Annotated in this window: 19 protein-coding genes; 10 read left to right on the forward strand and 9 right to left on the reverse strand. The window is 52.4% G+C overall.

Annotation, left to right across the window (positions count from 1 at the left end):
- Positions 1-9: 9 nt before the first annotated feature.
- A complete protein-coding gene (locus tag FDX09_RS01010) occupies positions 10-474 on the reverse strand; it encodes a YhcH/YjgK/YiaL family protein (protein ID WP_087857199.1) in 465 nt (154 codons plus the stop codon).
- A gap of 11 nt (positions 475-485) precedes the next feature.
- A complete protein-coding gene (yiaK, locus tag FDX09_RS01015; RefSeq protein WP_137346665.1) occupies positions 486-1,484 on the reverse strand; it encodes a 3-dehydro-L-gulonate 2-dehydrogenase in 999 nt (332 codons plus the stop codon).
- Between the two features lie 217 nt (positions 1,485-1,701).
- Between yiaK and yiaJ the strand changes: the two genes are divergently transcribed.
- Both yiaJ and FDX09_RS01025 read left to right on the forward strand, forming a co-directional pair.
- A complete protein-coding gene (gene yiaJ / locus FDX09_RS01020; RefSeq protein ID WP_038642923.1) occupies positions 1,702-2,517 on the forward strand; it encodes an IclR family transcriptional regulator YiaJ in 816 nt (271 codons plus the stop codon).
- Positions 2,518-2,634: 117 nt separating this feature from the next.
- The gene (locus FDX09_RS01025) at positions 2,635-3,108 is read left to right on the forward strand and encodes a 4Fe-4S dicluster domain-containing protein (protein ID WP_038635221.1); all 474 of its coding nucleotides are present in this window, start codon (positions 2,635-2,637) and stop codon (positions 3,106-3,108) included.
- A 34-nt stretch (positions 3,109-3,142) separates the two neighbouring features.
- Here FDX09_RS01025 and avtA read toward each other — a convergent pair whose 3' ends face one another.
- Complete coding sequence (avtA, locus tag FDX09_RS01030; protein ID WP_223851226.1) at positions 3,143-4,435, reverse strand: valine--pyruvate transaminase; 1,293 nt, start codon at positions 4,433-4,435, stop codon at positions 3,143-3,145.
- Between the two features lie 134 nt (positions 4,436-4,569).
- Complete coding sequence (malS, locus tag FDX09_RS01035; protein ID WP_137346666.1) at positions 4,570-6,600, reverse strand: alpha-amylase; 2,031 nt, start codon at positions 6,598-6,600, stop codon at positions 4,570-4,572.
- Between the two features lie 316 nt (positions 6,601-6,916).
- On the opposite strand from malS, the gene FDX09_RS01040 reads away from it, so the two are divergent.
- Entirely contained in the window at positions 6,917-7,741 is an 825-nt protein-coding gene (locus FDX09_RS01040; protein ID WP_038635213.1) for a protein bax, read from the forward strand.
- A gap of 70 nt (positions 7,742-7,811) precedes the next feature.
- On the opposite strand, the gene xylR is transcribed toward FDX09_RS01040, so the two are convergent.
- Positions 7,812-8,990, reverse strand: a complete 1,179-nt coding sequence (xylR, locus tag FDX09_RS01045) for a D-xylose utilization transcriptional activator XylR (protein ID WP_038635210.1) — start codon at positions 8,988-8,990, stop codon at positions 7,812-7,814.
- 358 nt (positions 8,991-9,348) lie between these two features.
- On the opposite strand from xylR, the gene xylA reads away from it, so the two are divergent.
- The 3 genes from xylA to yiaB all read left to right on the forward strand — a co-directional run bounded on the left by xylA (position 9,349) and on the right by yiaB (position 12,730).
- Positions 9,349-10,671 (forward strand): xylose isomerase, encoded by a 1,323-nt coding sequence (gene xylA, locus FDX09_RS01050; RefSeq protein ID WP_137346667.1) that lies wholly within the window; start codon positions 9,349-9,351, stop codon positions 10,669-10,671.
- Between the two features lie 72 nt (positions 10,672-10,743).
- Positions 10,744-12,198, forward strand: a complete 1,455-nt coding sequence (gene xylB, locus FDX09_RS01055) for a xylulokinase (RefSeq protein WP_137346668.1) — start codon at positions 10,744-10,746, stop codon at positions 12,196-12,198.
- A gap of 166 nt (positions 12,199-12,364) precedes the next feature.
- Positions 12,365-12,730 (forward strand): inner membrane protein YiaB, encoded by a 366-nt coding sequence (yiaB, locus tag FDX09_RS01060; protein WP_069323738.1) that lies wholly within the window; start codon positions 12,365-12,367, stop codon positions 12,728-12,730.
- On the opposite strand, the gene FDX09_RS01065 is transcribed toward yiaB, so the two are convergent.
- Positions 12,727-13,722 carry an acyltransferase gene (locus tag FDX09_RS01065; protein ID WP_069323830.1) on the reverse strand — a complete coding sequence of 332 codons (996 nt, stop codon included), beginning with the start codon at positions 13,720-13,722 and terminating at the stop codon, positions 12,727-12,729. The genes yiaB and FDX09_RS01065 overlap by 4 nt on opposite strands.
- A gap of 171 nt (positions 13,723-13,893) precedes the next feature.
- Between FDX09_RS01065 and FDX09_RS01070 the strand changes: the two genes are divergently transcribed.
- The 3 genes from FDX09_RS01070 (at position 13,894) to glyS (ending at position 17,282) form a co-directional block, all read left to right on the forward strand.
- Complete coding sequence (locus tag FDX09_RS01070) at positions 13,894-14,196, forward strand: YsaB family lipoprotein (RefSeq protein WP_137346669.1); 303 nt, start codon at positions 13,894-13,896, stop codon at positions 14,194-14,196.
- A 95-nt stretch (positions 14,197-14,291) separates the two neighbouring features.
- Positions 14,292-15,203, forward strand: a complete 912-nt coding sequence (glyQ, locus tag FDX09_RS01075) for a glycine--tRNA ligase subunit alpha (RefSeq protein WP_001168552.1) — start codon at positions 14,292-14,294, stop codon at positions 15,201-15,203.
- A gap of 9 nt (positions 15,204-15,212) precedes the next feature.
- Positions 15,213-17,282: a glycine--tRNA ligase subunit beta gene (gene glyS / locus FDX09_RS01080; RefSeq protein WP_042311682.1), complete on the forward strand. Its 2,070-nt coding sequence runs from the start codon at positions 15,213-15,215 to the stop codon at positions 17,280-17,282.
- A gap of 66 nt (positions 17,283-17,348) precedes the next feature.
- On the opposite strand, the gene cueP is transcribed toward glyS, so the two are convergent.
- From cueP to FDX09_RS01095, 3 genes are all read right to left on the reverse strand, one after another.
- Positions 17,349-17,888, reverse strand: coding sequence for a copper-binding periplasmic metallochaperone CueP (cueP, locus tag FDX09_RS01085; RefSeq protein WP_121529685.1), 540 nt, complete (start codon positions 17,886-17,888; stop codon positions 17,349-17,351).
- 187 nt (positions 17,889-18,075) lie between these two features.
- Positions 18,076-18,288: an RNA chaperone/antiterminator CspA gene (gene cspA, locus FDX09_RS01090; protein WP_000014594.1), complete on the reverse strand. Its 213-nt coding sequence runs from the start codon at positions 18,286-18,288 to the stop codon at positions 18,076-18,078.
- Between the two features lie 280 nt (positions 18,289-18,568).
- Positions 18,569-18,859 carry an HTH-type transcriptional regulator gene (locus FDX09_RS01095; RefSeq protein WP_003024273.1) on the reverse strand — a complete coding sequence of 97 codons (291 nt, stop codon included), beginning with the start codon at positions 18,857-18,859 and terminating at the stop codon, positions 18,569-18,571.
- Between the two features lie 380 nt (positions 18,860-19,239).
- On the opposite strand from FDX09_RS01095, the gene FDX09_RS01100 reads away from it, so the two are divergent.
- The gene (locus FDX09_RS01100; RefSeq protein ID WP_038635187.1) at positions 19,240-19,950 is read left to right on the forward strand and encodes a DUF3053 domain-containing protein; all 711 of its coding nucleotides are present in this window, start codon (positions 19,240-19,242) and stop codon (positions 19,948-19,950) included.
- Positions 19,951-19,962: the final 12 nt, after the last annotated feature.

Consider the following 19,962-nt stretch of genomic DNA (forward strand, 5'->3'; position numbering starts at 1 on the left):
TGTGCTCCTTTATAAAACTGAAATAGCAACCTTCACGACTATTTTGCGGATCGGCGTGGCGACAGTTTTATGACATGCAGGGCGATGAACATCCTGCGGGAAAAATATGGCGTAACTTCCCGGAATCATTTCAATAAAAGATTCATGTTCACTGGCGTGATAAAAAATAATATCGCGCTGTGCTAATAACGATTCGCTGATTTGATTATTTCCGGTATCAATGGCGATACCGATTTTTTCTTCACCCCAGGCTAAAAACTGAATATCAAGATAGCGACGATGTACTTCTGGGCGATTTTCGGCAGCGTCACGCGTGGTTAAATCGATAATCTGCGCGAAGATATTTTTACCCTCGATCTCCACCACGCCCGGCTCAAGTTTGCGGAAATCCGTGGTGCGCAGGAAGTCGAGCGCTCTTTCAATCGCCTCGGGCAAACGACACGGATTAGGCTGTGAGATATGTCCAAAGATCATGGGGTTGCTCCTTACAGCGTCTGAATTTTTGCCCAGACGCTGTCATCAACGGTGATGCCGTTACGGCGATTTTCTTCCAGTAGCTTTGTAAACTCGTGGCCAGGCAGACGAACAGGCGTGTTTTCATCAGCGCGTTCGGCGGTGGTGATGAAATCCATAATCCGCTGGAGTTTCGCATCGCGCGTGGCGCCATCGATCAACTTATCCACTTCAATGGCGATGAAAATCTGCGAAACGCCATATTCGTCGCTGTTATCCTGAGTGACCTCCGCAACAGAAGAGCCGTCAGAAAGCAGGGTGGCGATCATATCCAGCACAATCGACAGACCTGAACCTTTCCAGTAACCCATTGGCAGAATGCGACGATTTTTTTCGATAACGCCAGGCTCTTTGGTGAGATTACCTTCATTGTCAAAGCCACCGTCTACCGGCAGTTCGCGACCGGCCAGGCGATTCACTTCCAGCATGCCGTAGGAGAACATCGACATCGACATATCAACCATGGTGATTGGCGTGGAGGGGATCGCGACAATCAGCGGGTTAGTACCAATGCGGCACTCCTTCGAACCCCACGGCGGCATGACGGCAATTGAGTTGGTCCAGCAGATACCAATGTAACCTTTCTCCGCGGCCTGCCAGCCATAGCTGCCGCCGCGCATCCAGTGGTTGGCGTTACGCAGCGCCACCAGACCAATACCGTGATCGGAGGCCAGTTCAATGGCTCGGTCCATCATCTTTTTCGCCGTCAGATTGCCGATCGAACGCCGGGCATCCCATTGCTCAATCGCCCCCAGGCTGGTGATGCGCTGTGGTTTGGCTTCAGGAACGATGTCGCCGTTATCCAGTTGCTGAATGAAGCGGGGAAAACGGTTGACGCCATGCGAATAGACGCCGGATTCGGTGGTGCGGGCGAACATTTCTGCACAGGCATCTGCGGTTTCAGCGGCGATACCGCGTGCCAGCAGTACCCGATTGAACGCATCTTTTAACTGTTCAAAGGTGACTTTCATTCCTGTTTCCTTGTTTAAATTTGATCGCTTTTTTATCTCTAAATTTCACTATGCGAAATCTGATTTCAAATATAGCGATCAAAATTTAACAGATCAACGGGGTGGCCTGTTTTTTAAAATCTGCAAAATCAAACAGTTGTGTTTTTTCGGTTCAGATCGTGAACTGAAACACACTTTGCGCTACCATCAGAGCGCGACGAAAAGGGGAGCGGAAAAAATGGGCACAAAAGAGAGTGAAATGACGCAAGACAAAGAGAGGCCAGCCGGAAGTCAGAGCCTGTTCCGTGGTTTGATGTTGATTGAGATCCTGAGCAACTATCCGAATGGGTGCCCGCTGGCCCACCTGTCTGAACTGGCGGGGCTGAATAAAAGTACCGTGCATCGACTCTTGCAAGGATTGCAATCCTGCGGCTATGTCACACCCGCACCCGCTGCGGGCAGCTATCGGCTGACCACTAAATTTATCGCCGTTGGGCAGAAGGCGCTGTCGTCACTGAATATCATCCATGTCGCCGCGCCGCACCTTGAAGCGCTGAATATTGCCACCGGCGAAACCATCAACTTCTCCAGCCGTGAAGATGACCACGCTATTTTGATCTATAAGCTCGAGCCGACGACGGGCATGCTGCGTACCCGCGCCTATATCGGCCAGCATATGCCGCTGTACTGCTCCGCGATGGGCAAAATCTATATGGCGTTTGGGCATGCGGATTACGTGGCGTCCTACTGGGAGAGCCATCAGGATCTGATTCAGCCGCTGACCCGCAATACCATCACTGGTTTACCGGCGATGTACGATGAACTGGCGCAAATCCGCGAAAGCAGTATGGCGATGGATCGGGAAGAGAACGAGCTGGGGGTTTCCTGTATTGCCGTGCCGGTGTTTGATATTCACGGTCGGGTGCCATATTCGGTGTCGATTTCACTTTCTACCTCGCGTCTGAAGCAGGTAGGGGAAAAGAATTTACTCAAGCCGCTACGCGAAACCGCTCAGGCAATTTCCAATGAGCTGGGCTTTACCGTTCGCGATTAGGCGCGTGCCTGACATCGTTCAGTCACCTGACAAAATTTAACCGTTTCCCCTGTCCGATCAAGGCAGCAGGGAGTCTCTCTCTGGCAATCTGTGGTTTTCACTCTGACGGAGGGGGCAATGAACGAGTTTATTATGGCGGATGCGGCAAAATGTATTGGGTGTCGTACCTGCGAAGTTGCCTGCGTTGTCGCACATCAGGAAAATCAGGATTGCGCATCGGTCTCCTCCGGGGCATTTATCCCGCGGATTCGGGTGATTAAAGACGACGCCTTTACGACGGCAGTTGCCTGTCATCAGTGCGAAGATGCTCCCTGCGCTAACGTGTGCCCAACCCACGCAATTCGTCGTGAACATGGACATATCTTCGTTGAACAGGCTCAGTGTATTGGCTGTAAAAGCTGCATGATCGCGTGTCCGTTTGGGGCGATGAACGTTGTCGCACGAACGTCACGGGCGCAGGCGATAAAATGTGATTTGTGCTGGCATCGCGAGACGGGACCCGCATGTGTAGAAGCCTGCCCGACCAGTGCCTTGCAGTGTATTGATGCTGTCAGTATGCAGCGACAGCGTCTGCGTTCGCTGCCGCTGTGAAGCGACCCGACCCGCGCTTGGGTCGGGATTTGCGTTAGCCTTCCAGCCAGGCGCGCTCGATCTCTTCCGCCAGAATCTTCACGCCAGCCTCGATTTTCTCCGGCTCCGGAACGTAATTCATGCGCATGCACTGATGGGTATGCGGCCAGGGTTTATCCAGCCCCGGGAAGAAGTAGTCACCGGGAACCATCAGTACGCCGCGCGCTTTCAGGCGCTGATACAGCAGCTCGGTGGTGATCGGCAAATCTTTAAACCATAACCACAGGAAAATCGCCCCTTCTGGTTTGTGGATGAGGCAGCGATCTTCAGATAAATAGCGACGAATGATCGCAATAGTCTGCTGAACGCGCTGGTAATAAAACGGTTTGATCACCGTCTCAGAAAGGCGCAGAAGATCGTTACGTTTAATCATTTCGCACATCATCGCCGGTCCCATTCCGCCGGGCGCAAGGCTGATAATGCCATTCATATTGGTGATGGCGGTGATGATTTTTTCATTGGCGATAATGATGCCGCAGCGGGAGCCTGGCAGACCCAGCTTAGAAAGGCTCATGCACAGCACAATGTTGGGGTTCCACAGCGGCCGGGCTTCGCTAAAAATGATGCCTGGGAACGGTACGCCATATGCGTTATCGATCACCAACGGGATGCCGTGCTGGTTGGCCAGCCGATCCAGCTTCATCAGTTCTTCGTCGGTGATCACGTTGCCTGTCGGGTTAGTCGGGCGCGACACGCAGATCATCCCCGTTTCTTCACCGATGTGCAGATGTTCAAAATCAACGTGATACTTAAACTGGCCTTCTGGTAACAGCTCGATGTTTGGGCGTGCAGAGACAAAGAGTTCTTCTTCCAGCCCGGCATCGGCATAGCCAATATATTCCGGCGCTAATGGGAACAACACTTTTTGGGTTGTTCCGTCGGCGCGGCGTCCGGCGAAGAGATTGAATAAGTAGAAAAATGCGCTCTGACTGCCATTTGTCAGTGCAATATTTTGTGGCTCGATATCCCAACCCTGCTTCTCACGTAGCAGTTTCGCCAGCTCGGCCAGTAGCTCGGTTTTACCTTGTGGACCGTCATAATTGCAAAGCGCATCAGCGGCTTTGCCGTTTTCCAGCATATCTGCCAGCAGAGACTGAAAGTAATTTTTCATCTCTGGAATTTGCGCCGGATTACCGCCGCCGAGCATGATGGCGCCTGGTGTGCGTAAACCATCGTTGAGGTCCTCCATCAGGCGTGTGATGCCTGAATGGCGGGTAAATTTGTCGCCAAAAAGTGAGAATGTCATAGCAGGTGGTCTGTCGAACTGAGTAGTAAAGTGGCTAACCATAGCGCTACCTATGGCGGGGTGCAAATCAGGGGCATCAGGCTGGATTGATGTTTTGTGCTGCAAATTTTTGTCGAGCTGGTGTTTTATCGTGAATTTGGCTTCTCGCATCAGCGAGTACGAGAAGCCCGTCAGGATCAGGGCTGACCGGCCCACACCACCATAACTTTATCGTTGCCATGTTCACGGACGAATCCGTACCCCTGCTTCAATGTCAGTGTGGTTTGTTTACCGGTGCCAATGGCGGGATGTCTGGCCCTGAACTGGCTGATACGTTGCCAATGTGCGACGCTGGCGGCAGATTTCCCGGTCACGTCCTGCCAGTTCATCTCTGAGCGCGTACCCTGTAAGGGATCGGACCCCGTGGGGCCGAAAGACCGGGCCGACTCGTCACCGTAAAAAACTTGTACTGCCCCAGGCGCCAGCAGCAATAGCTCGGCGGCTTTGTCTCCACCTTCGCGAAACAGCCGGGTATCATGGGAGGAGAGATAGCTCAGAACGTTGAAATCCTGCAGTTTTTCCGCCATCTGTTGCCAGGTGAGATCCATATTTGCCAGACAATCAACGGCTTTCGCCGCCTGCTCCTGATAGTCGAAATTGATCATCGCGTCGAAACCGTGACGATAATAGTCGCTTTGCATGACGCCGTGACCCCAGGCTTCACCGGTCATCCAGAAGGGTTTATCATCCAGGGCTTTGTCCGGGTGGGCTTTCTTCCATTCGACCAGCGCCGCGCTGGCCTGTGTTTTGAGCTGCTGCCAGGCGGGAAGCTCGACGTGTTTGGCGGTATCGACCCGAAAGCCGTCAATTCCGTAATCGCGCACCCACTGACTGAGCCAGTGGGTCAGATAATCACGGGGCGTGTAGCCGGCGATCGCTTTGGCGTGAGTATCCGGTTTGTGCTGATAAAAATTAGGCAGGCCGGAAGGCGTGGTGGATTCGGTTTTCAGATCGGGCAGGAAAGCCAGCGACATGGTCAGGTCGTCAAAACCAGGGTTGTCGTAATCGCCAATATCGGTGCGGATCCAGTTTTTGCCCCACCATTTTTCCCAACCGGCTTTATCGCTGAAGTTGATGTAATCATTAAAGCTATGCCAGCTCTGCCCGGCAGCTGGCTTCCAGTCCGTCCAGCGTTCGCCGAGCGTGTTTTTCAGCTCATCGCCTGATAAGTACAGCGCCCCAAACTGATATTCCTGCATATCCGCCAGCGTGGCGTAGCCAGTATGGTTCATCACGACATCAAACAGGACACGGATGCCGCGCTGGTGAGCGCCGTCAACCAGCGCGCGCAGATCGTTTTCGTTACCCATATTGGCGTCGAGCGTGGTCCAGTCCTGAGTGTAGTAGCCATGGTAGGCGTAGTGGGGGAAATCGCCTTTGGTGCCACCGCCGACCCAGCCGTGGATTTGCTCAAACGGCGCGCTGATCCATAACGCATTGACGCCCAGTTGTTGCAGATAGTCGAGTTTGCTGGCAAGACCGCGTAAATCGCCGCCGTGGAAGGTGCCAATTTCCTGCATACCGTCGTTGCGCCGACCGTAGCTGTGGTCATTGTCCGGATCGCCATTCACAAAGCGGTCCGTCAGGACGAAATACACCGTCGCGTTATGCCAGTCGAAAGCGGCGGGGGCGTCGGTTTCCGCTCGTTCCAGCAGCAACAACCCGTTACTGGTTGCGGCGGGCTGCAGGGTAATCGACCCGTTTTTTACCGTCGCCGTTTGGTTGCTGTAGTAGTCGCGCACCACGGCGCCTTCCGGGAAGGTCTGACTGACGTCCAGCGTTAATGGCGAACCATCCCATTTCGGACACTGGCGAATTTGGCTACTGACGGGGTCTGCGGCGCTTTTGACTGAGAGCATCAGCGTTGGCGTGCCGGAGCGGGTATCGACTTCCAGCGTGTAATCGCCGTCCTTGAATAAACGCCACTGCGGCGGCGCGCCTTCACAAGGTTTAAGCGACAGCATCTGGTTGAGTTTTATCGCGTCAGCTGGCTGCCAGCACTGTTGGTCAAAATTCAGAATTAAAGGACGAGTACCCTTCGTCAACGCTGCATGGCTGACGAATTTACCCGTACCTTCCGCTTCGAAGGCGGGAAGTCCCTGAGAAGTCCATGTTGAGGCGATGGCAATGCCGGGCATCAGCGCCAGCGCAACGGCGGCAAGTTTCATAATGCTGTCCTTGATGCTGCGATTTTAGCCAGTTTGCCAGTGAAATCAGGCCGGAAACTCCTCCTTTGAGGTGATTCCGCCAGGAGGAGAAGTGAGGGTGAGCTAATGCGCGCAAAAAATGAACTGATTTTGCGATAACCCCCACATTTTCATCAAATTAATGGCAGCCCGAATCGTTAACGCGTGACATAGTTTCAGAATTGGACTATTCCTTTGGGTGCTCTTGACCGTTATTTTTGATATGATTTGAGATTCATCTCTCATTTTTTTGAAAAATATAAGGTGTTGGAATGTATAAATCCGACCAGGAGACCTAATGATATTGACTCCCATTCGACGATATGGGGCAATGATTCTTATGTTACTCACCGTTGCATTTTCGGGTGAGGCGCTGGCAAAGACACACACGGCGACAACGAGTCACAAGCCCCAGGTAATCAAGGCAAGTAATAAACAGGTTAGCAGTAAACAAGAGTATTCTCGCAATAGTGCAAAGAGTAGTTCACTTCCTGATTTGCGAAAATACCCTTCCGGAACACCAAGGAAAAAAGCGTTTCTCCGGACGGTTATGCCTTATATTACCAGTCAAAATGCTGCCATTACGGCGGATCGTAACTGGCTGATTTCAAAACAGTACCAGAATCGCTGGTCACCGACAGAGCGTACGCGGATGAAAGACATCGCTAAGCGCTATAAGGTGAGCTGGTCTGGCAACACGCGTAAAATTCCGTGGAACACGCTGCTTGAGCGTGTAGACATTATCCCGACCAGTATGGTGGCAACCATGGCTGCTGCTGAAAGCGGCTGGGGGACGTCGAAGCTGGCGCGGAGCAACAACAACCTGTTTGGCATGAAATGTGGCAAAGGGCGTTGTAATAATGCCCCTGGTAAGGTGAAAGGCTACTCACAGTTTGAATCAGTGAAAGAGTCAGTCAATGCCTATGTCATTAACCTGAATACGCACCCCGCTTACTCTTCTTTCCGGAAGTCACGTGCGCAACTGCGTAAAGCCGATCAGGAAGTCACCGCTACTGCGATGATCCATAAGCTGAAGGGTTATTCCACTAAGGGACAGAGCTACAACAACTATCTGTTCGCAATGTATCAGGATAACCAGCGCTTAATTGCCGCGCATATGTAACGTGTGCTAATCCGGTCTACAAGTCATCTCGTAGGCCGGATCAGACGAAGCCGCCATCCGGCAATTCCCTCTATAGCAACACTTCACTATTCACATCGCGATACTCTTTTGGCGTCGTGTCGTACTCTTTCTTGAAGACGGAATAGAAGTACTGCAGTGATGGATAGCCGCACATTTGTGAAATTTCGTTGATCGACAGCGTGGTGGAAATCAACAGGCTGCGCGCTTTTTCCAGCTTCTCGGCATGAATCACCGCATGGATAGTTTCTCCGACCTCTTCTTTAAAACGTTTCTCCAGATTCGACCGCGAAATCCCCACTGAATCCAGCACCTGTTCGACTTTAATGCCTTTGCAGGCATGGTTGCGGATAAAGTGCATCGCCTGAATCACCGCCGGATCGGTCAATGAACGATAGTCAGTTGAACGGCGTTCAATGACGCGCACTGGCGGGACCAGTATGCGTTGCAGCGGTAGTTCTTCATTCGCCAGTAATCGGTGCAGAAGCTTAGCGGCCTGATACCCCATCTGTCTGGCCCCCTGAGCAACGGATGACAGCGCCACCCGCGACAGGTAACGGGTCAGTTCCTCGTTGTCGATTCCAATCACGCACAGTTTTTCCGGGACCGGAATATGCAGGTGTTCGCAAGCTTGCAGAATGTGCCGCGCTCGCGCGTCGGTGACGGCGATAATGCCGGTTTGCGGCGGCAGAGTTTGCAGCCAGTCCGCCAGACGATTTTGCGCGTGCTGCCAGTTTTCCGGCGCGGTTTCCAGTCCCTGATAGACAACTCCACGGTACTTTTCTTTAGCGACCAGTTGGCAAAACGCATATTCACGTTCAGCCGCCCAGCGTTTGCCGCTTGAAGCGGGCAGTCCGTAGAACGCGAACCGGTTGATCCCTTTTTCTTTCAGATGCAGGAAAGCGCTTTCTACCAGCGCGTGGTTATCGGTGGCAATGTAATGCACCGGCGGATAATCCTGTTCCGCATGGTAGGAACCCCCGACGCCGATGATAGGAACATCCACATCGGCAAGTAATTGTGCAATGTCATCATCGTCATAATCGGCAATAACACCATCGCCTAACCAGTCTTTAATATTATCAATGCGGGCGCGGAAATCTTCCTCAATGAATATATCCCACTCTGATTGCGATGCCTGTAAATATTCACCCACCCCTTCTACCACCTGGCGGTCGTAGGCTTTATTGGCATTAAATAATAGAGTGATGCGGTGACGTTTATCAAACATAAGAATCTGTCCTGGAAGGTTAACGTGGCCTGTCGATACTAGCAAAACCGCAGGGACGACTGCTTGATGAAGCGTGACAAATTTTTATTTTCTTAATGCTACGCAAAATTCACATACTGAACGCGGGATGACAATTGCCATTTTTTATCTGCGCATTACGGTTTTTTGTTTAATGATTAACCTTCGATCGCGATCGCTTTTTTAATTCTCTTTTCAATGCGCTTTTTTGGGAGCCAGCGCACGTTTGGGTATTCTCTTAATGGCGGTGTGAAATAACGTAATTGAGCAATAAATCAGGAAATTCCAGTATAGCTATATCGCAGTTTACTTGCCGTATTACCTGATTATGGAGCTTATTATGCAGGCTTATTTCGACCAACTCGATCGTGTTCGTTTTGAAGGGACTAAAACTACTAACCCGCTCGCATTTCGCCATTACAACCCTGACGAAATCGTGTTGGGCAAACGCATGGAAGATCATCTGCGTTTTGCCGCCTGCTATTGGCATACATTCTGCTGGAACGGTGCGGACATGTTCGGCATGGGCGCTTTCGATCGTCCGTGGCAGCAGCCCGGAGAAGCACTGGAGCTGGCGAAACGCAAAGCGGATGTCGCATTTGAGTTCTTTCACAAGCTGAACGTCCCTTACTACTGCTTCCATGACGTGGATGTCTCTCCGGAAGGCGCGTCGCTGAAAGAGTACAAAAACAACTTTGCGCAGATGCTTGATGTATTGGCGGCAAAACAGGAACAAAGTGGGGTCAAGCTGCTGTGGGGAACGGCAAACTGCTTCACCAATCCACGCTACGGCGCGGGCGCGGCCACTAACCCGGACCCGGAAGTGTTCAGCTGGGCTGCCACACAGGTAGTTACGGCGATGGATGCCACGCACAAGTTAGGCGGTGAAAACTACGTTCTGTGGGGCGGCCGTGAAGGCTATGAAACGCTGCTGAATACCGATCTGCGTCAGGAACGTGAGCAGATTGGCCGCTTTATGCAACTGGTGGTAGAGCACAAACACAAAACGGGTTTCCAGGGCACTTTGCTTATCGAACCGAAGCCGCAGGAACCGACCAAACACCAGTACGACTACGATGCGGCGACCGTTTACGGGTTCCTCAAGCAGTTCGGCCTGGAAAAAGAGATCAAACTGAATATCGAAGCCAACCACGCCACGCTGGCGGGTCACTCATTCCATCATGAAATCGCCACTGCTATCGCGCTGGGTCTGTTTGGTTCTGTCGATGCCAACCGCGGTGACGCACAGTTGGGATGGGATACTGACCAGTTCCCAAATAGCGTAGAAGAGAATGCGTTGGTGATGTACGAAATCCTCAAAGCGGGCGGCTTCACCACCGGCGGTCTGAACTTTGACGCCAAAGTTCGTCGTCAGAGCACCGATAAATACGATCTGTTCTATGGTCATATTGGCGCAATGGATACCATGGCGCTGTCGCTGAAAATTGCGGCCCGTATGATTGAGGACGGTGGTTTGGATCAGCGTGTGGCCAAGCGTTACGCTGGTTGGAATGGTGAGCTGGGCCAGCAAATTCTGAAAGGGCAGATGACGCTGACGGAAATTGCGCAGTACGCTGAACAACATAATCTGGCGCCAGTGCATCAGAGCGGCCATCAGGAACTGCTGGAAAATCTGGTAAACCATTATTTGTTCGACAAATAACAGGTTTCTGAGAACGTCCGTAAGCCCGGAAAGCCACGCGCTGCCGGGCCTTTCTTTAAGGAACGATACGCTATGTATATCGGGATAGATCTTGGCACCTCAGGCGTAAAGGCCATTCTGCTGAATGAGCAGGGCGATGTGATCGCTTCGCAAACGGAGAAACTCACGGTCTCGCGTCCGCATCCGTTATGGTCAGAGCAGGACCCTGAACAATGGTGGCTGGCAACGGATCGCGCCGTAAAAGCGCTGGGCCAGCAGCATTCGCTCAGTGAGGTGAAAGCGTTAGGGATTGCCGGCCAGATGCACGGCGCGACGTTACTGGACAAGCAACAGAAAGTATTACGTCCCGCAATCCTGTGGAACGATGGTCGCTGCGCTGAAGAGTGCGTAATGCTGGAGAACCTGGTTCCGCAGTCTCGTGCTATCACCGGCAACCTGATGATGCCTGGCTTTACCGCGCCAAAGTTGCTGTGGGTGCAACGTCACGAGCCGGAGATTTTCAGCCGGGTAGATAAAGTGCTGCTACCGAAAGATTACCTGCGTCTGCGTATGACCGGCGATTTTGCCAGCGATATGTCTGATGCGGCAGGTACGATGTGGCTGGATGTCGCCAAACGTGACTGGAGTGATGTCATGCTGGCGGCCTGTAAGCTGTCTCGTGCGCATATGCCTGCGCTATACGAAGGTTGTGCGGTTACCGGAACATTGCTGCCAGAAGTCGCCCAGGACTGGGGAATGAATGAGGTTGCGGTCGTTGCCGGGGGCGGTGATAACGCGGCGGGAGCGGTCGGCGTAGGCATGATGAATGCCGGTCAGGCGATGCTTTCGTTGGGTACATCCGGCGTCTATTTTGCGGTAAGCGACGGCTTCCTCAGTAAGCCGGAAAGCGCGGTCCACAGTTTTTGTCATGCTTTGCCGGAGCGATGGCACCTGATGTCCGTGATGCTGAGTGCGGCATCCTGCCTGGATTGGGCGGCGAAATTAACCGGACTGGCGAGCGTACCGGCATTGATCGCCGCAGCGCAACAAGCGAATGCAGACGCCGAGCCGGTCTGGTTTTTACCTTACCTGTCCGGTGAACGTACGCCGCATAATAACCCGCAGGCGAAGGGCGTATTTTTCGGTCTGACGCATCAGCATGGTCCGGCAGAACTGGCGCGGGCGGTACTGGAAGGTGTGGGTTTTGCGCTGGCCGACGGCATGGATGTCGTGCATGCGTGCGGTGTACAGCCAGCCAGCATTACGCTCATTGGCGGCGGGGCTCGCAGCGAATACTGGCGTCAGATGCTGTCTGATATCAGCGGGTTGCAACTGGATTATCGTACCGGCGGCGATGTCGGTCCTGCACTCGGTGCGGCGCGCCTGGCGCAAATTGCCATGAACCCGCAAAAGCCGTTATCAGACATACTGCCTCAGCTTACGCTGGAACAGGCGCATTATCCTGATGCTGAGCGCCATGCGCTCTACCAACAGCGTCGGGAAACCTTCCGTCGAATTTATCAGCAATTACAGCCGCTGATGTCCTGACGACTTTCCCCTCTGGATAACAGAGGGGATTGATTTAATATATATTTCAATCTGATAAATAATTGATACGCATGGATTTATTCTGAAAATCCAGTGTGGTGGCATTTTTCTGTGTTGTCTTTAGCGGGTTATTCATATTGTACCCATGATGGATAAGGAGATCCCAATGAAGACCACCAGGCTGTTGCCATGGATATTATTCTTCTCTGGCATACTGATTTACGTTGTTGGCTTATGGCATGCCTGCCCGTTATTGAGTGGCAAAGGCTATTTTTTGGGTGCGCTGATGACGGGAATGTTCGTGACGTATGCTTATCAGCGTGCTGTAAATCTTAATCAGAATGACGAATGCTTCACCTCCATATGCAAGATGGTGGCGTTGATAACGCTGGGACTACTGCTGGTAGGGATATGGAATATTCCGTTAGCGCCCATCGAAAAGGGGCTATACCCGGCAGCATTCTTCGTGTGTTTGGTCGGACAAGTTTTACTGCTGCGTCCAGGGCAGAATGAACAGAACGGTGAGTCTTAACTCACCAGCCTGCGTGTATCAATGCGCTGCAACAGTATGGATAACAGCAGGCTACCCGCCAGCGTGGCGCTAAAAATCCATAGCATATCCAGCGGCGGCCAGTTCTTGAGTTCTAAACCGTTGGTGCGCAGCGCGTGAATGATCAGCGCATGAAAGCCATAAATACCCAACGAGTGACGGGAAATAAGGCCCAATACCGGCAGAGTGCGCGTGCTGAGCGTGTTTTTGACCAGCGTCAGGAGCGAGACGGCGCAAATAAATACTGCCGGGCCGCAGTAGAGGTACCAGGTATCGGCAAAATTGCCTCGCCAGCGCAGTTCATGCAACGTGCCTCGAGAGATAACAAACACGGCGACGATGAACAACGCTGCACAGAGCCAGGTGAGCGAACGTTTCTGTGTATCCATCATGCCAATCGCCCTTCCCAGCATGCCGTACAGGATGTAATAGAAAGTGTCGCCACTGATGTACAGGTTGATGGGAAGCCACTCAAAACCGCCGATTTTTTGCGAGACGGTGTTGGGATTGGCAATCACCCCAGTCACTACCATGAGCGCCAGCAGCATCTTGCCGCTGATATTTTTCACCTGTATCAGCGGGGAAACCAGGTAGATGACGGCGATGGCGAAGAAAAACCACAGGTGATAGAACACCGGCTTTTGCAGCAGGTTTTTCAGCGACAGCTCAGCGTTGATCGAGGTAAACAACAGGATATAGGCCAGAGACACGCTGCTGTAAAAAAGAATGCACAGCGCGATGCGCGTGAAATGGCGCGGTTTGGCGCTGCGTTCGCCAAAAAACAGATAACCCGAAATCATAAAGAACAACGGTACGCTGACGCGAGAGGCGGAATTGAGCACATTGGCCAGATCCCAATTAAACGGGCTGACGCTGTGCGCATTGGTGATGTACCAGGTTGTGGTGTGGATCATCACGACCATTAAACAAGCTATTCCGCGCAGGTTATCAATCCAGAAAATTTTGGGCTGCATCAGTTCCTCTGTCTCCATTAAAAAAGTCTGACCGATTTTTTGCGAGCGTAACTCACTGGAATAATCTGAGTTTTTACGCTAAAGCTTGAGATGGTCTGATGAGATTCTCAAAATAAGATCCGTTTTCAGACACTAATAATAAGACTGACCAGCAAACCAGGCGGTAATAAAATGATGATGAAGTATTTCTTTCCCGCGCTCGCTATCTTTTTGTTGGCGGCGTGCGCCGACACACAGCCGCCTGCACCTGCGCAGAAGGCGCAAAAGGTGAATGCCGCACGTTCGCTCGATATGGAGGCATTGTGCAAAAGTGAAGCGGCAGAGCTTTATAACACCGGCGCGCAGAAAATTGATATCGCCGGCCTGGAACAATTCCAGGGCAGCTATGAAATGCGCGGTTCGACCTTCCGTAAAGAGAGTTTTGTCTGCTCTTTTGATGCAGACGGGCAGTTTTTGCACCTTTCCATGCGCTAAGTTCCCCCTTTTTCCCGTTTCGTACTGTATATCTTGCAGCCAGCGGGTATACTGACCGCTTCCTTTAAATCCACACGTATCCAGCACGAAATAATATGCAAAAGTTTGATACCAGGACCTTCCAGGGCTTGATCCTGACCTTACAGGATTACTGGGCTCGCCAGGGCTGCACCATCGTTCAACCATTGGACATGGAAGTCGGCGCGGGGACATCTCACCCAATGACCTGCCTGCGTGCGCTGGGGCCGGAACCGATGGCGACTGCGTATGTGCAGCCTTCTCGTCGTCCGACCGACGGCCGCTATGGCGAAAACCCGAACCGCTTACAGCACTACTATCAGTTCCAGGTAGTGATTAAGCCGTCTCCGGACAATATTCAGGAGCTGTACCTGGGTTCTCTGAAAGAGCTGGGTATGGACCCGACCATTCACGACATCCGTTTCGTGGAAGATAACTGGGAGAACCCGACGCTGGGTGCCTGGGGGCTGGGTTGGGAAGTGTGGCTGAACGGTATGGAAGTCACGCAGTTCACCTACTTCCAGCAGGTTGGTGGTCTGGAATGTAAACCTGTGACCGGGGAAATTACCTACGGTCTGGAACGTCTGGCCATGTACATTCAGGGCGTAGACAGCGTTTACGACCTGGTCTGGAGCGACGGCCCGCTGGGTAAAACCACTTACGGCGACGTGTTCCATCAGAACGAAGTGGAGCAATCCACCTATAACTTCGAATACGCCGACGTGGACTTCCTGTTCACCTGCTTCGAGCAGTACGAGAAAGAAGCGCAGCAGCTGCTGGCGCTGGAAAACCCACTGCCGCTGCCTGCGTATGAACGTATTCTGAAAGCCGCTCATAGCTTCAACCTGCTGGATGCGCGTAAAGCCATCTCCGTCACCGAGCGTCAGCGCTATATCCTGCGCATTCGCACCCTGACCAAAGCAGTGGCAGAAGCTTACTACGCTTCCCGTGAAGCCCTTGGCTTCCCGATGTGCAACAAAGAGAAATAAGAGGCGGCCATGTCTGAGAAAACTTTTCTGGTGGAAATCGGCACTGAAGAGCTGCCACCAAAAGCACTGCGCAGCCTGGCTGAGTCCTTTGCTGCGAACTTTACCGCGGAGCTGGATAACGCTGGCATCGCGCACGGCAACGTTGAGTGGTTCGCCGCACCGCGTCGTCTGGCGCTGAAAGTCGCGAACCTGGCTGAAGCGCAACCTGACCGTGAAGTTGAAAAACGCGGCCCGGCAATTGCTCAGGCGTTTGACGCCGAAGGCAAACCGAGTAAAGCGGCAGAAGGTTGGGCGCGTGGCTGCGGTATCACCGTTGACCAGGCCGAGCGTCTGACCACCGATAAAGGCGAGTGGTTGTTGTACCGCGCGCATGTGAAAGGCGAAAGCGCTGAAACGCTGCTGCCGAACATGATCGCCACCTCGCTGGCTAAGCTGCCGATCCCGAAACTGATGCGCTGGGGCGCGTCTGACGTCCATTTCGTGCGTCCGGTTCACACCGTGACTCTGCTGCTGGGTGACAAAGTGATTCCGGCAACGATTCTGGGCATTCAGTCCGATCGCGTGATTCGCGGCCATCGCTTTATGGGCGAAGCGGAGTTCACCATCGATTCTGCCGATCAATACCCAGAAATCCTGCGTGAGCGCGGTAAAGTGATTGCGGATTACGCTGAGCGTAAAGCGAAAATCAAAGCCGATGCTGAAGAAGCGGCGCGCAAGATTGGCGGTAACGCCGATCTGAGCGAAAGCCTGCTGGAAGAAGTCACCTCGCTGGTGGAATGGCCAGTAGTGCTGACCGCGAAGTTCGAAGATAAATTCCTCGCGGTTCCGTCAGAAGCGCTGGTTCACACCATGAAAGGCGACCAGAAGTACTTCCCGGTTTACGCCAACGACGGCAAACTGCTGCCGAACTTTATCTTCGTTGCCAACATCGAATCGAAAGATCCGAGCCAGATTATTTCCGGTAACGAGAAAGTGGTTCGCCCGCGTCTGGCGGATGCCGAGTTCTTCTTCAATACCGACCGTAAAAAACGTCTGGAAGATCATCTGCCGCGTCTGCAAACCGTGCTGTTCCAACAGCAACTGGGTACGCTGCGCGACAAGACCGATCGTATCCAGGCGCTGGCGGGCTGGATTGCTGGCCAGATTGGCGCTGACGTTAACCACGCAACGCGTGCGGGCCTGCTGTCCAAGTGTGACCTGATGACCAACATGGTCTTTGAGTTCACCGACACCCAGGGCGTGATGGGCATGCACTATGCGCGTCATGATGGCGAAGCGGAAGATGTGGCCGTGGCGCTAAACGAGCAGTATCAGCCGCGCTTTGCCGGCGATGACCTGCCGTCTAACCCGGTAGCCTGTGCCGTGGCGATTGCCGACAAGATGGATACCCTGGCGGGTATCTTTGGTATCGGCCAGCATCCGAAAGGCGACAAAGACCCGTTTGCGCTGCGTCGTGCCGCGCTGGGGGTGCTGCGTATTATCGTTGAGAAGAACCTGAATCTCGATCTGCAAACGCTGACCGAAGAAGCGGTTCGTCTGTATGGTGACAAGCTGACCAACGCGAAAGTCGTGGATGACGTTATCGACTTTATGCTCGGTCGCTTCCGCGCCTGGTATCAGGATGAAGGTTACACCGTTGATACCATTCAGGCCGTGCTGGCGCGTCGTCCGACTCGTCCGGCTGATTTCGACGCACGCATGAAGGCGGTATCGCACTTCCGTACGCTGGAAGCCGCGTCCGCGCTGGCTGCGGCGAACAAGCGTGTATCGAACATCCTGGCGAAGTCTGAAGAAACGCTGAACGACCGCGTGAATGCGGCAACGCTGAAAGAGCCGGAAGAAATTGCGCTGGCGATGCAGGTTGTGGTGCTGCGCGACAAGCTGGAGCCAGTCTTTGCAGCCGGGCATTACCAGGAAGCGCTGGTTGAGCTATCGGCACTGCGTGAACCGGTCGATGCCTTCTTCGAGAAAGTCATGGTTAACGTAGAAGATAAAGAACTGCGTATTAACCGTCTGTCTATGCTCGAAAAACTGCGCGAGCTGTTCCTGCGCGTGGCGGATATTTCGCTGCTACAGTAACGGTCCTGAGCTGACTTAGAAAATGCCGGATGGCGTCTCCGCCTTATCCGGCATTTTTTTATGTTGTTAGCGCAACTGCAACTTAGTCAGGCAGGTCTGGCTGTCTTCCATAGTCTTAATGGGATACTCGGCTGATTTACCGTTGTAGTTTACTGCGATGGTGCCTTCCATATTGCGCGGTAGCCATACCCCGACGAAGCCGTTTCGACCGCTCTTCATCGCTTTTTGTACTACGACCTCTCCCTTACTGTCCGTCACTTTGACATTGAATGTCTTCTCCGGCATTTCGCCCTGGCAGCCAGACAGACTATGGTTGAAGCAAGGGTGTGTTTGCCATTCATAGGGGGCAAATGACAGGTAGAATTTGTCACCGAGCGGCAGGGTATAAACCTGATCGCCAGAAGAGAGTTTCAGCGCGGCGCTGGTGACAGACGCTGAGTAAGGCAACGGGCGACTCTGCGGCGACTGGTCAATAGTCTCTACGATTTGCTCAACGGATTTACCGCTGAGTCCATGTTCCGCCAGAAAAGTGGCTTCCGGGGTCGCCGCGAATGCAGTACCCGTTGTGAGCAAACCTAAAACCAGCAGCAGTGAGGATTTCGACATAGCTTCAATTCCTTGTGAACATTATGGAATACAGACTGGCTCACTATAAAGCTTGCCCTTAGGGAAAGGTCAAAGGTACGGCGGGTAAAGTAATGCAAAGACGCGTTTCGGTGGGATGTATTGCGAAATACAGGTAAAAAAAATCCCCGCCGTTTGGCAGGGATTCAGAATTTTGAGCTTTTTAAGCTTACAGGCTGGTTACGTTGCCAGCTGCCGGGCCTTTAGCGCCGCTTTCGATGGTGAAGGAAACTTTCTGACCTTCGTCCAGAGATTTGTAGCCATCGTTCTGGATAGCAGAGAAGTGTACGAACACGTCTTTAGAGCCATCGTCAGGAGTGATGAAGCCGAAACCTTTATCAGCGTTGAACCATTTTACGATACCAGTCATTTTACCGGACATAGTGTATTACCTTTTAAAAAATAAGTGTGCCTTTCGGCGATATGGCGTGCTCTACAGATTTTTTAACAGTAAAGGAAATGCTCACTACGAGGGGTATCAATGATAACTCTTGAAGGGACTTGCCTTACTAAACTGCTGTAATGGTCTGTACGTCAAACCGTTGAGAGCATTAACTCATTTTACGCCTGTGGATGCAACTACTATTTTCTTATTTGTGGATACCCTCCGTAAGGGAACGGCCCTTTTACCGGACCGTTCTTCAGCAAAATTAAAAAATAGTTCAATCCATCAACTGCTTACTTAATCTCGGATCGGCCTGGATCAGGCGCATCAACTTCAATTCGGTAGTGGAAGGCTTTACGCGTTTAGACTCCCATTCATGCACCATCGCGACCGTCACGCCCATCACTCGGGCAAAATCATCTGTTTTTAAACCTGTCCCTCGTCGTAGCTGTTCAAATTCGGTGAAAGGGTTGGTTTTTTGCGTCAGAGTAACTGTCTGCGATACATCTTTAAAAACAATCTGCTCCAGACTGCTCAGCAGTTCAAACATTGGATCTTTGTATTCCATTGAGAACTCCTATAAATCACACAGCGGGATCGTGAATTTCATCGAAGCTCCTTAAGAGTAGTCGGAAAAAATGAAGTCGGATCTAAGGTTTGCGTGATGGATTCGTTTCAGCAGAGTATGAGCGACAAGCCTTTACAGGCTAACAAACTGATTAAGGTCGCGATCTCCGAACGATCGCTCCCGATTGTAAAGATGATGAAAATATGACCCTGGGTACTGAATGGCGCATTGTTTAGCAAAAAAAAGGGGGGCGGGAGCGGTTATTTTCCCTCACAAGATTACGCGGAAAGGGTATCTTGCGAGCTTGACCTGGACTATCCTTGTCAACGTCTGGCACGCGGGTGTCGTTGTGCGCATTTTTGGGTGAAAGGAGTATTAAAATGGCGACAGGTAAGTCCTGCTCTCGCTGGTTTGCGCCTGTTTTGGCGCTCTTAATGGTAGTTGGCCTGAGTGGGTGTTTTGATAAAGAAGGCGATCAGCGCAAAGCGTTTATCGATTTTCTGCAGAATACTGCAATGCGTAGCGGGGAGCGTTTACCAACGCTGACCGCCGATCAGAAAAAACAGTTTGGCCCGTTTGTGTCCGATTACGCGATTCTGTATGGCTATTCTCAACAGATTAATCAGGCGATGGACTCCGGTCTGCGCCCGGTCGTTGATAGCGTAAATGCGATTCGTGTTCCTCAGGATTATGTGACTCAGCGTGAACCGCTGCGTCAGGCAAATGGCGCACTGGGTGTGTTAGGGCAACAGTTGCAGAATGCGAAACTGCAGGCAGATGCTGCGCATGGCGCGCTGAAACAGGGCGAGGATCTCAAGCCGGTCTTTGATCAGGTCTACAATAAAGTCGTCACTGCGCCTTCAGAGGCGTTACAGCCACTGATCCCTGCCGCGCAAATCTTCACGCAGCAACTGGTGCAGGTCGGTGATTTTGTGGCGCAACAGGATACGCAGGTGAGCTTTGTCGCCAACGGTATCCAGTTCCCAACCTCACAACAGGCAAGTCAGTACAACACGCTGATTGGCCCGTTGGCTGCTCAGCATCAGGCGTTTACTCAAGCCTGGACTGCTGCGGTGAATGCCACTCAGTAAAAGAGTACTGTA

The organism is Citrobacter sp. wls717, from assembly GCF_005280955.1.
Lineage (GTDB): Bacteria > Pseudomonadota > Gammaproteobacteria > Enterobacterales > Enterobacteriaceae > Citrobacter > Citrobacter werkmanii.

What these genes read in the sequence shown, in the direction of transcription:
- FDX09_RS01010 (WP_087857199.1), bottom strand. Translation starts at nt 474, where the DNA reads ATGATCTTTGGACATATCTCACAGCCTAATCCGTGTCGTTTGCCCGAG.
- yiaK (WP_137346665.1), bottom strand. Translation starts at nt 1,484, where the DNA reads ATGAAAGTCACCTTTGAACAGTTAAAAGATGCGTTCAATCGGGTACTG.
- yiaJ (WP_038642923.1), top strand. Translation starts at nt 1,702, where the DNA reads ATGGGCACAAAAGAGAGTGAAATGACGCAAGACAAAGAGAGGCCAGCC.
- FDX09_RS01025 (WP_038635221.1), top strand. Translation starts at nt 2,635, where the DNA reads ATGAACGAGTTTATTATGGCGGATGCGGCAAAATGTATTGGGTGTCGT.
- avtA (WP_223851226.1), bottom strand. Translation starts at nt 4,435, where the DNA reads ATGGTTAGCCACTTTACTACTCAGTTCGACAGACCACCTGCTATGACA.
- malS (WP_137346666.1), bottom strand. Translation starts at nt 6,600, where the DNA reads ATGAAACTTGCCGCCGTTGCGCTGGCGCTGATGCCCGGCATTGCCATC.
- FDX09_RS01040 (WP_038635213.1), top strand. Translation starts at nt 6,917, where the DNA reads ATGATATTGACTCCCATTCGACGATATGGGGCAATGATTCTTATGTTA.
- xylR (WP_038635210.1), bottom strand. Translation starts at nt 8,990, where the DNA reads ATGTTTGATAAACGTCACCGCATCACTCTATTATTTAATGCCAATAAA.
- xylA (WP_137346667.1), top strand. Translation starts at nt 9,349, where the DNA reads ATGCAGGCTTATTTCGACCAACTCGATCGTGTTCGTTTTGAAGGGACT.
- xylB (WP_137346668.1), top strand. Translation starts at nt 10,744, where the DNA reads ATGTATATCGGGATAGATCTTGGCACCTCAGGCGTAAAGGCCATTCTG.
- yiaB (WP_069323738.1), top strand. Translation starts at nt 12,365, where the DNA reads ATGAAGACCACCAGGCTGTTGCCATGGATATTATTCTTCTCTGGCATA.
- FDX09_RS01065 (WP_069323830.1), bottom strand. Translation starts at nt 13,722, where the DNA reads ATGCAGCCCAAAATTTTCTGGATTGATAACCTGCGCGGAATAGCTTGT.
- FDX09_RS01070 (WP_137346669.1), top strand. Translation starts at nt 13,894, where the DNA reads ATGATGATGAAGTATTTCTTTCCCGCGCTCGCTATCTTTTTGTTGGCG.
- glyQ (WP_001168552.1), top strand. Translation starts at nt 14,292, where the DNA reads ATGCAAAAGTTTGATACCAGGACCTTCCAGGGCTTGATCCTGACCTTA.
- glyS (WP_042311682.1), top strand. Translation starts at nt 15,213, where the DNA reads ATGTCTGAGAAAACTTTTCTGGTGGAAATCGGCACTGAAGAGCTGCCA.
- cueP (WP_121529685.1), bottom strand. Translation starts at nt 17,888, where the DNA reads ATGTCGAAATCCTCACTGCTGCTGGTTTTAGGTTTGCTCACAACGGGT.
- cspA (WP_000014594.1), bottom strand. Translation starts at nt 18,288, where the DNA reads ATGTCCGGTAAAATGACTGGTATCGTAAAATGGTTCAACGCTGATAAA.
- FDX09_RS01095 (WP_003024273.1), bottom strand. Translation starts at nt 18,859, where the DNA reads ATGGAATACAAAGATCCAATGTTTGAACTGCTGAGCAGTCTGGAGCAG.
- FDX09_RS01100 (WP_038635187.1), top strand. Translation starts at nt 19,240, where the DNA reads ATGGCGACAGGTAAGTCCTGCTCTCGCTGGTTTGCGCCTGTTTTGGCG.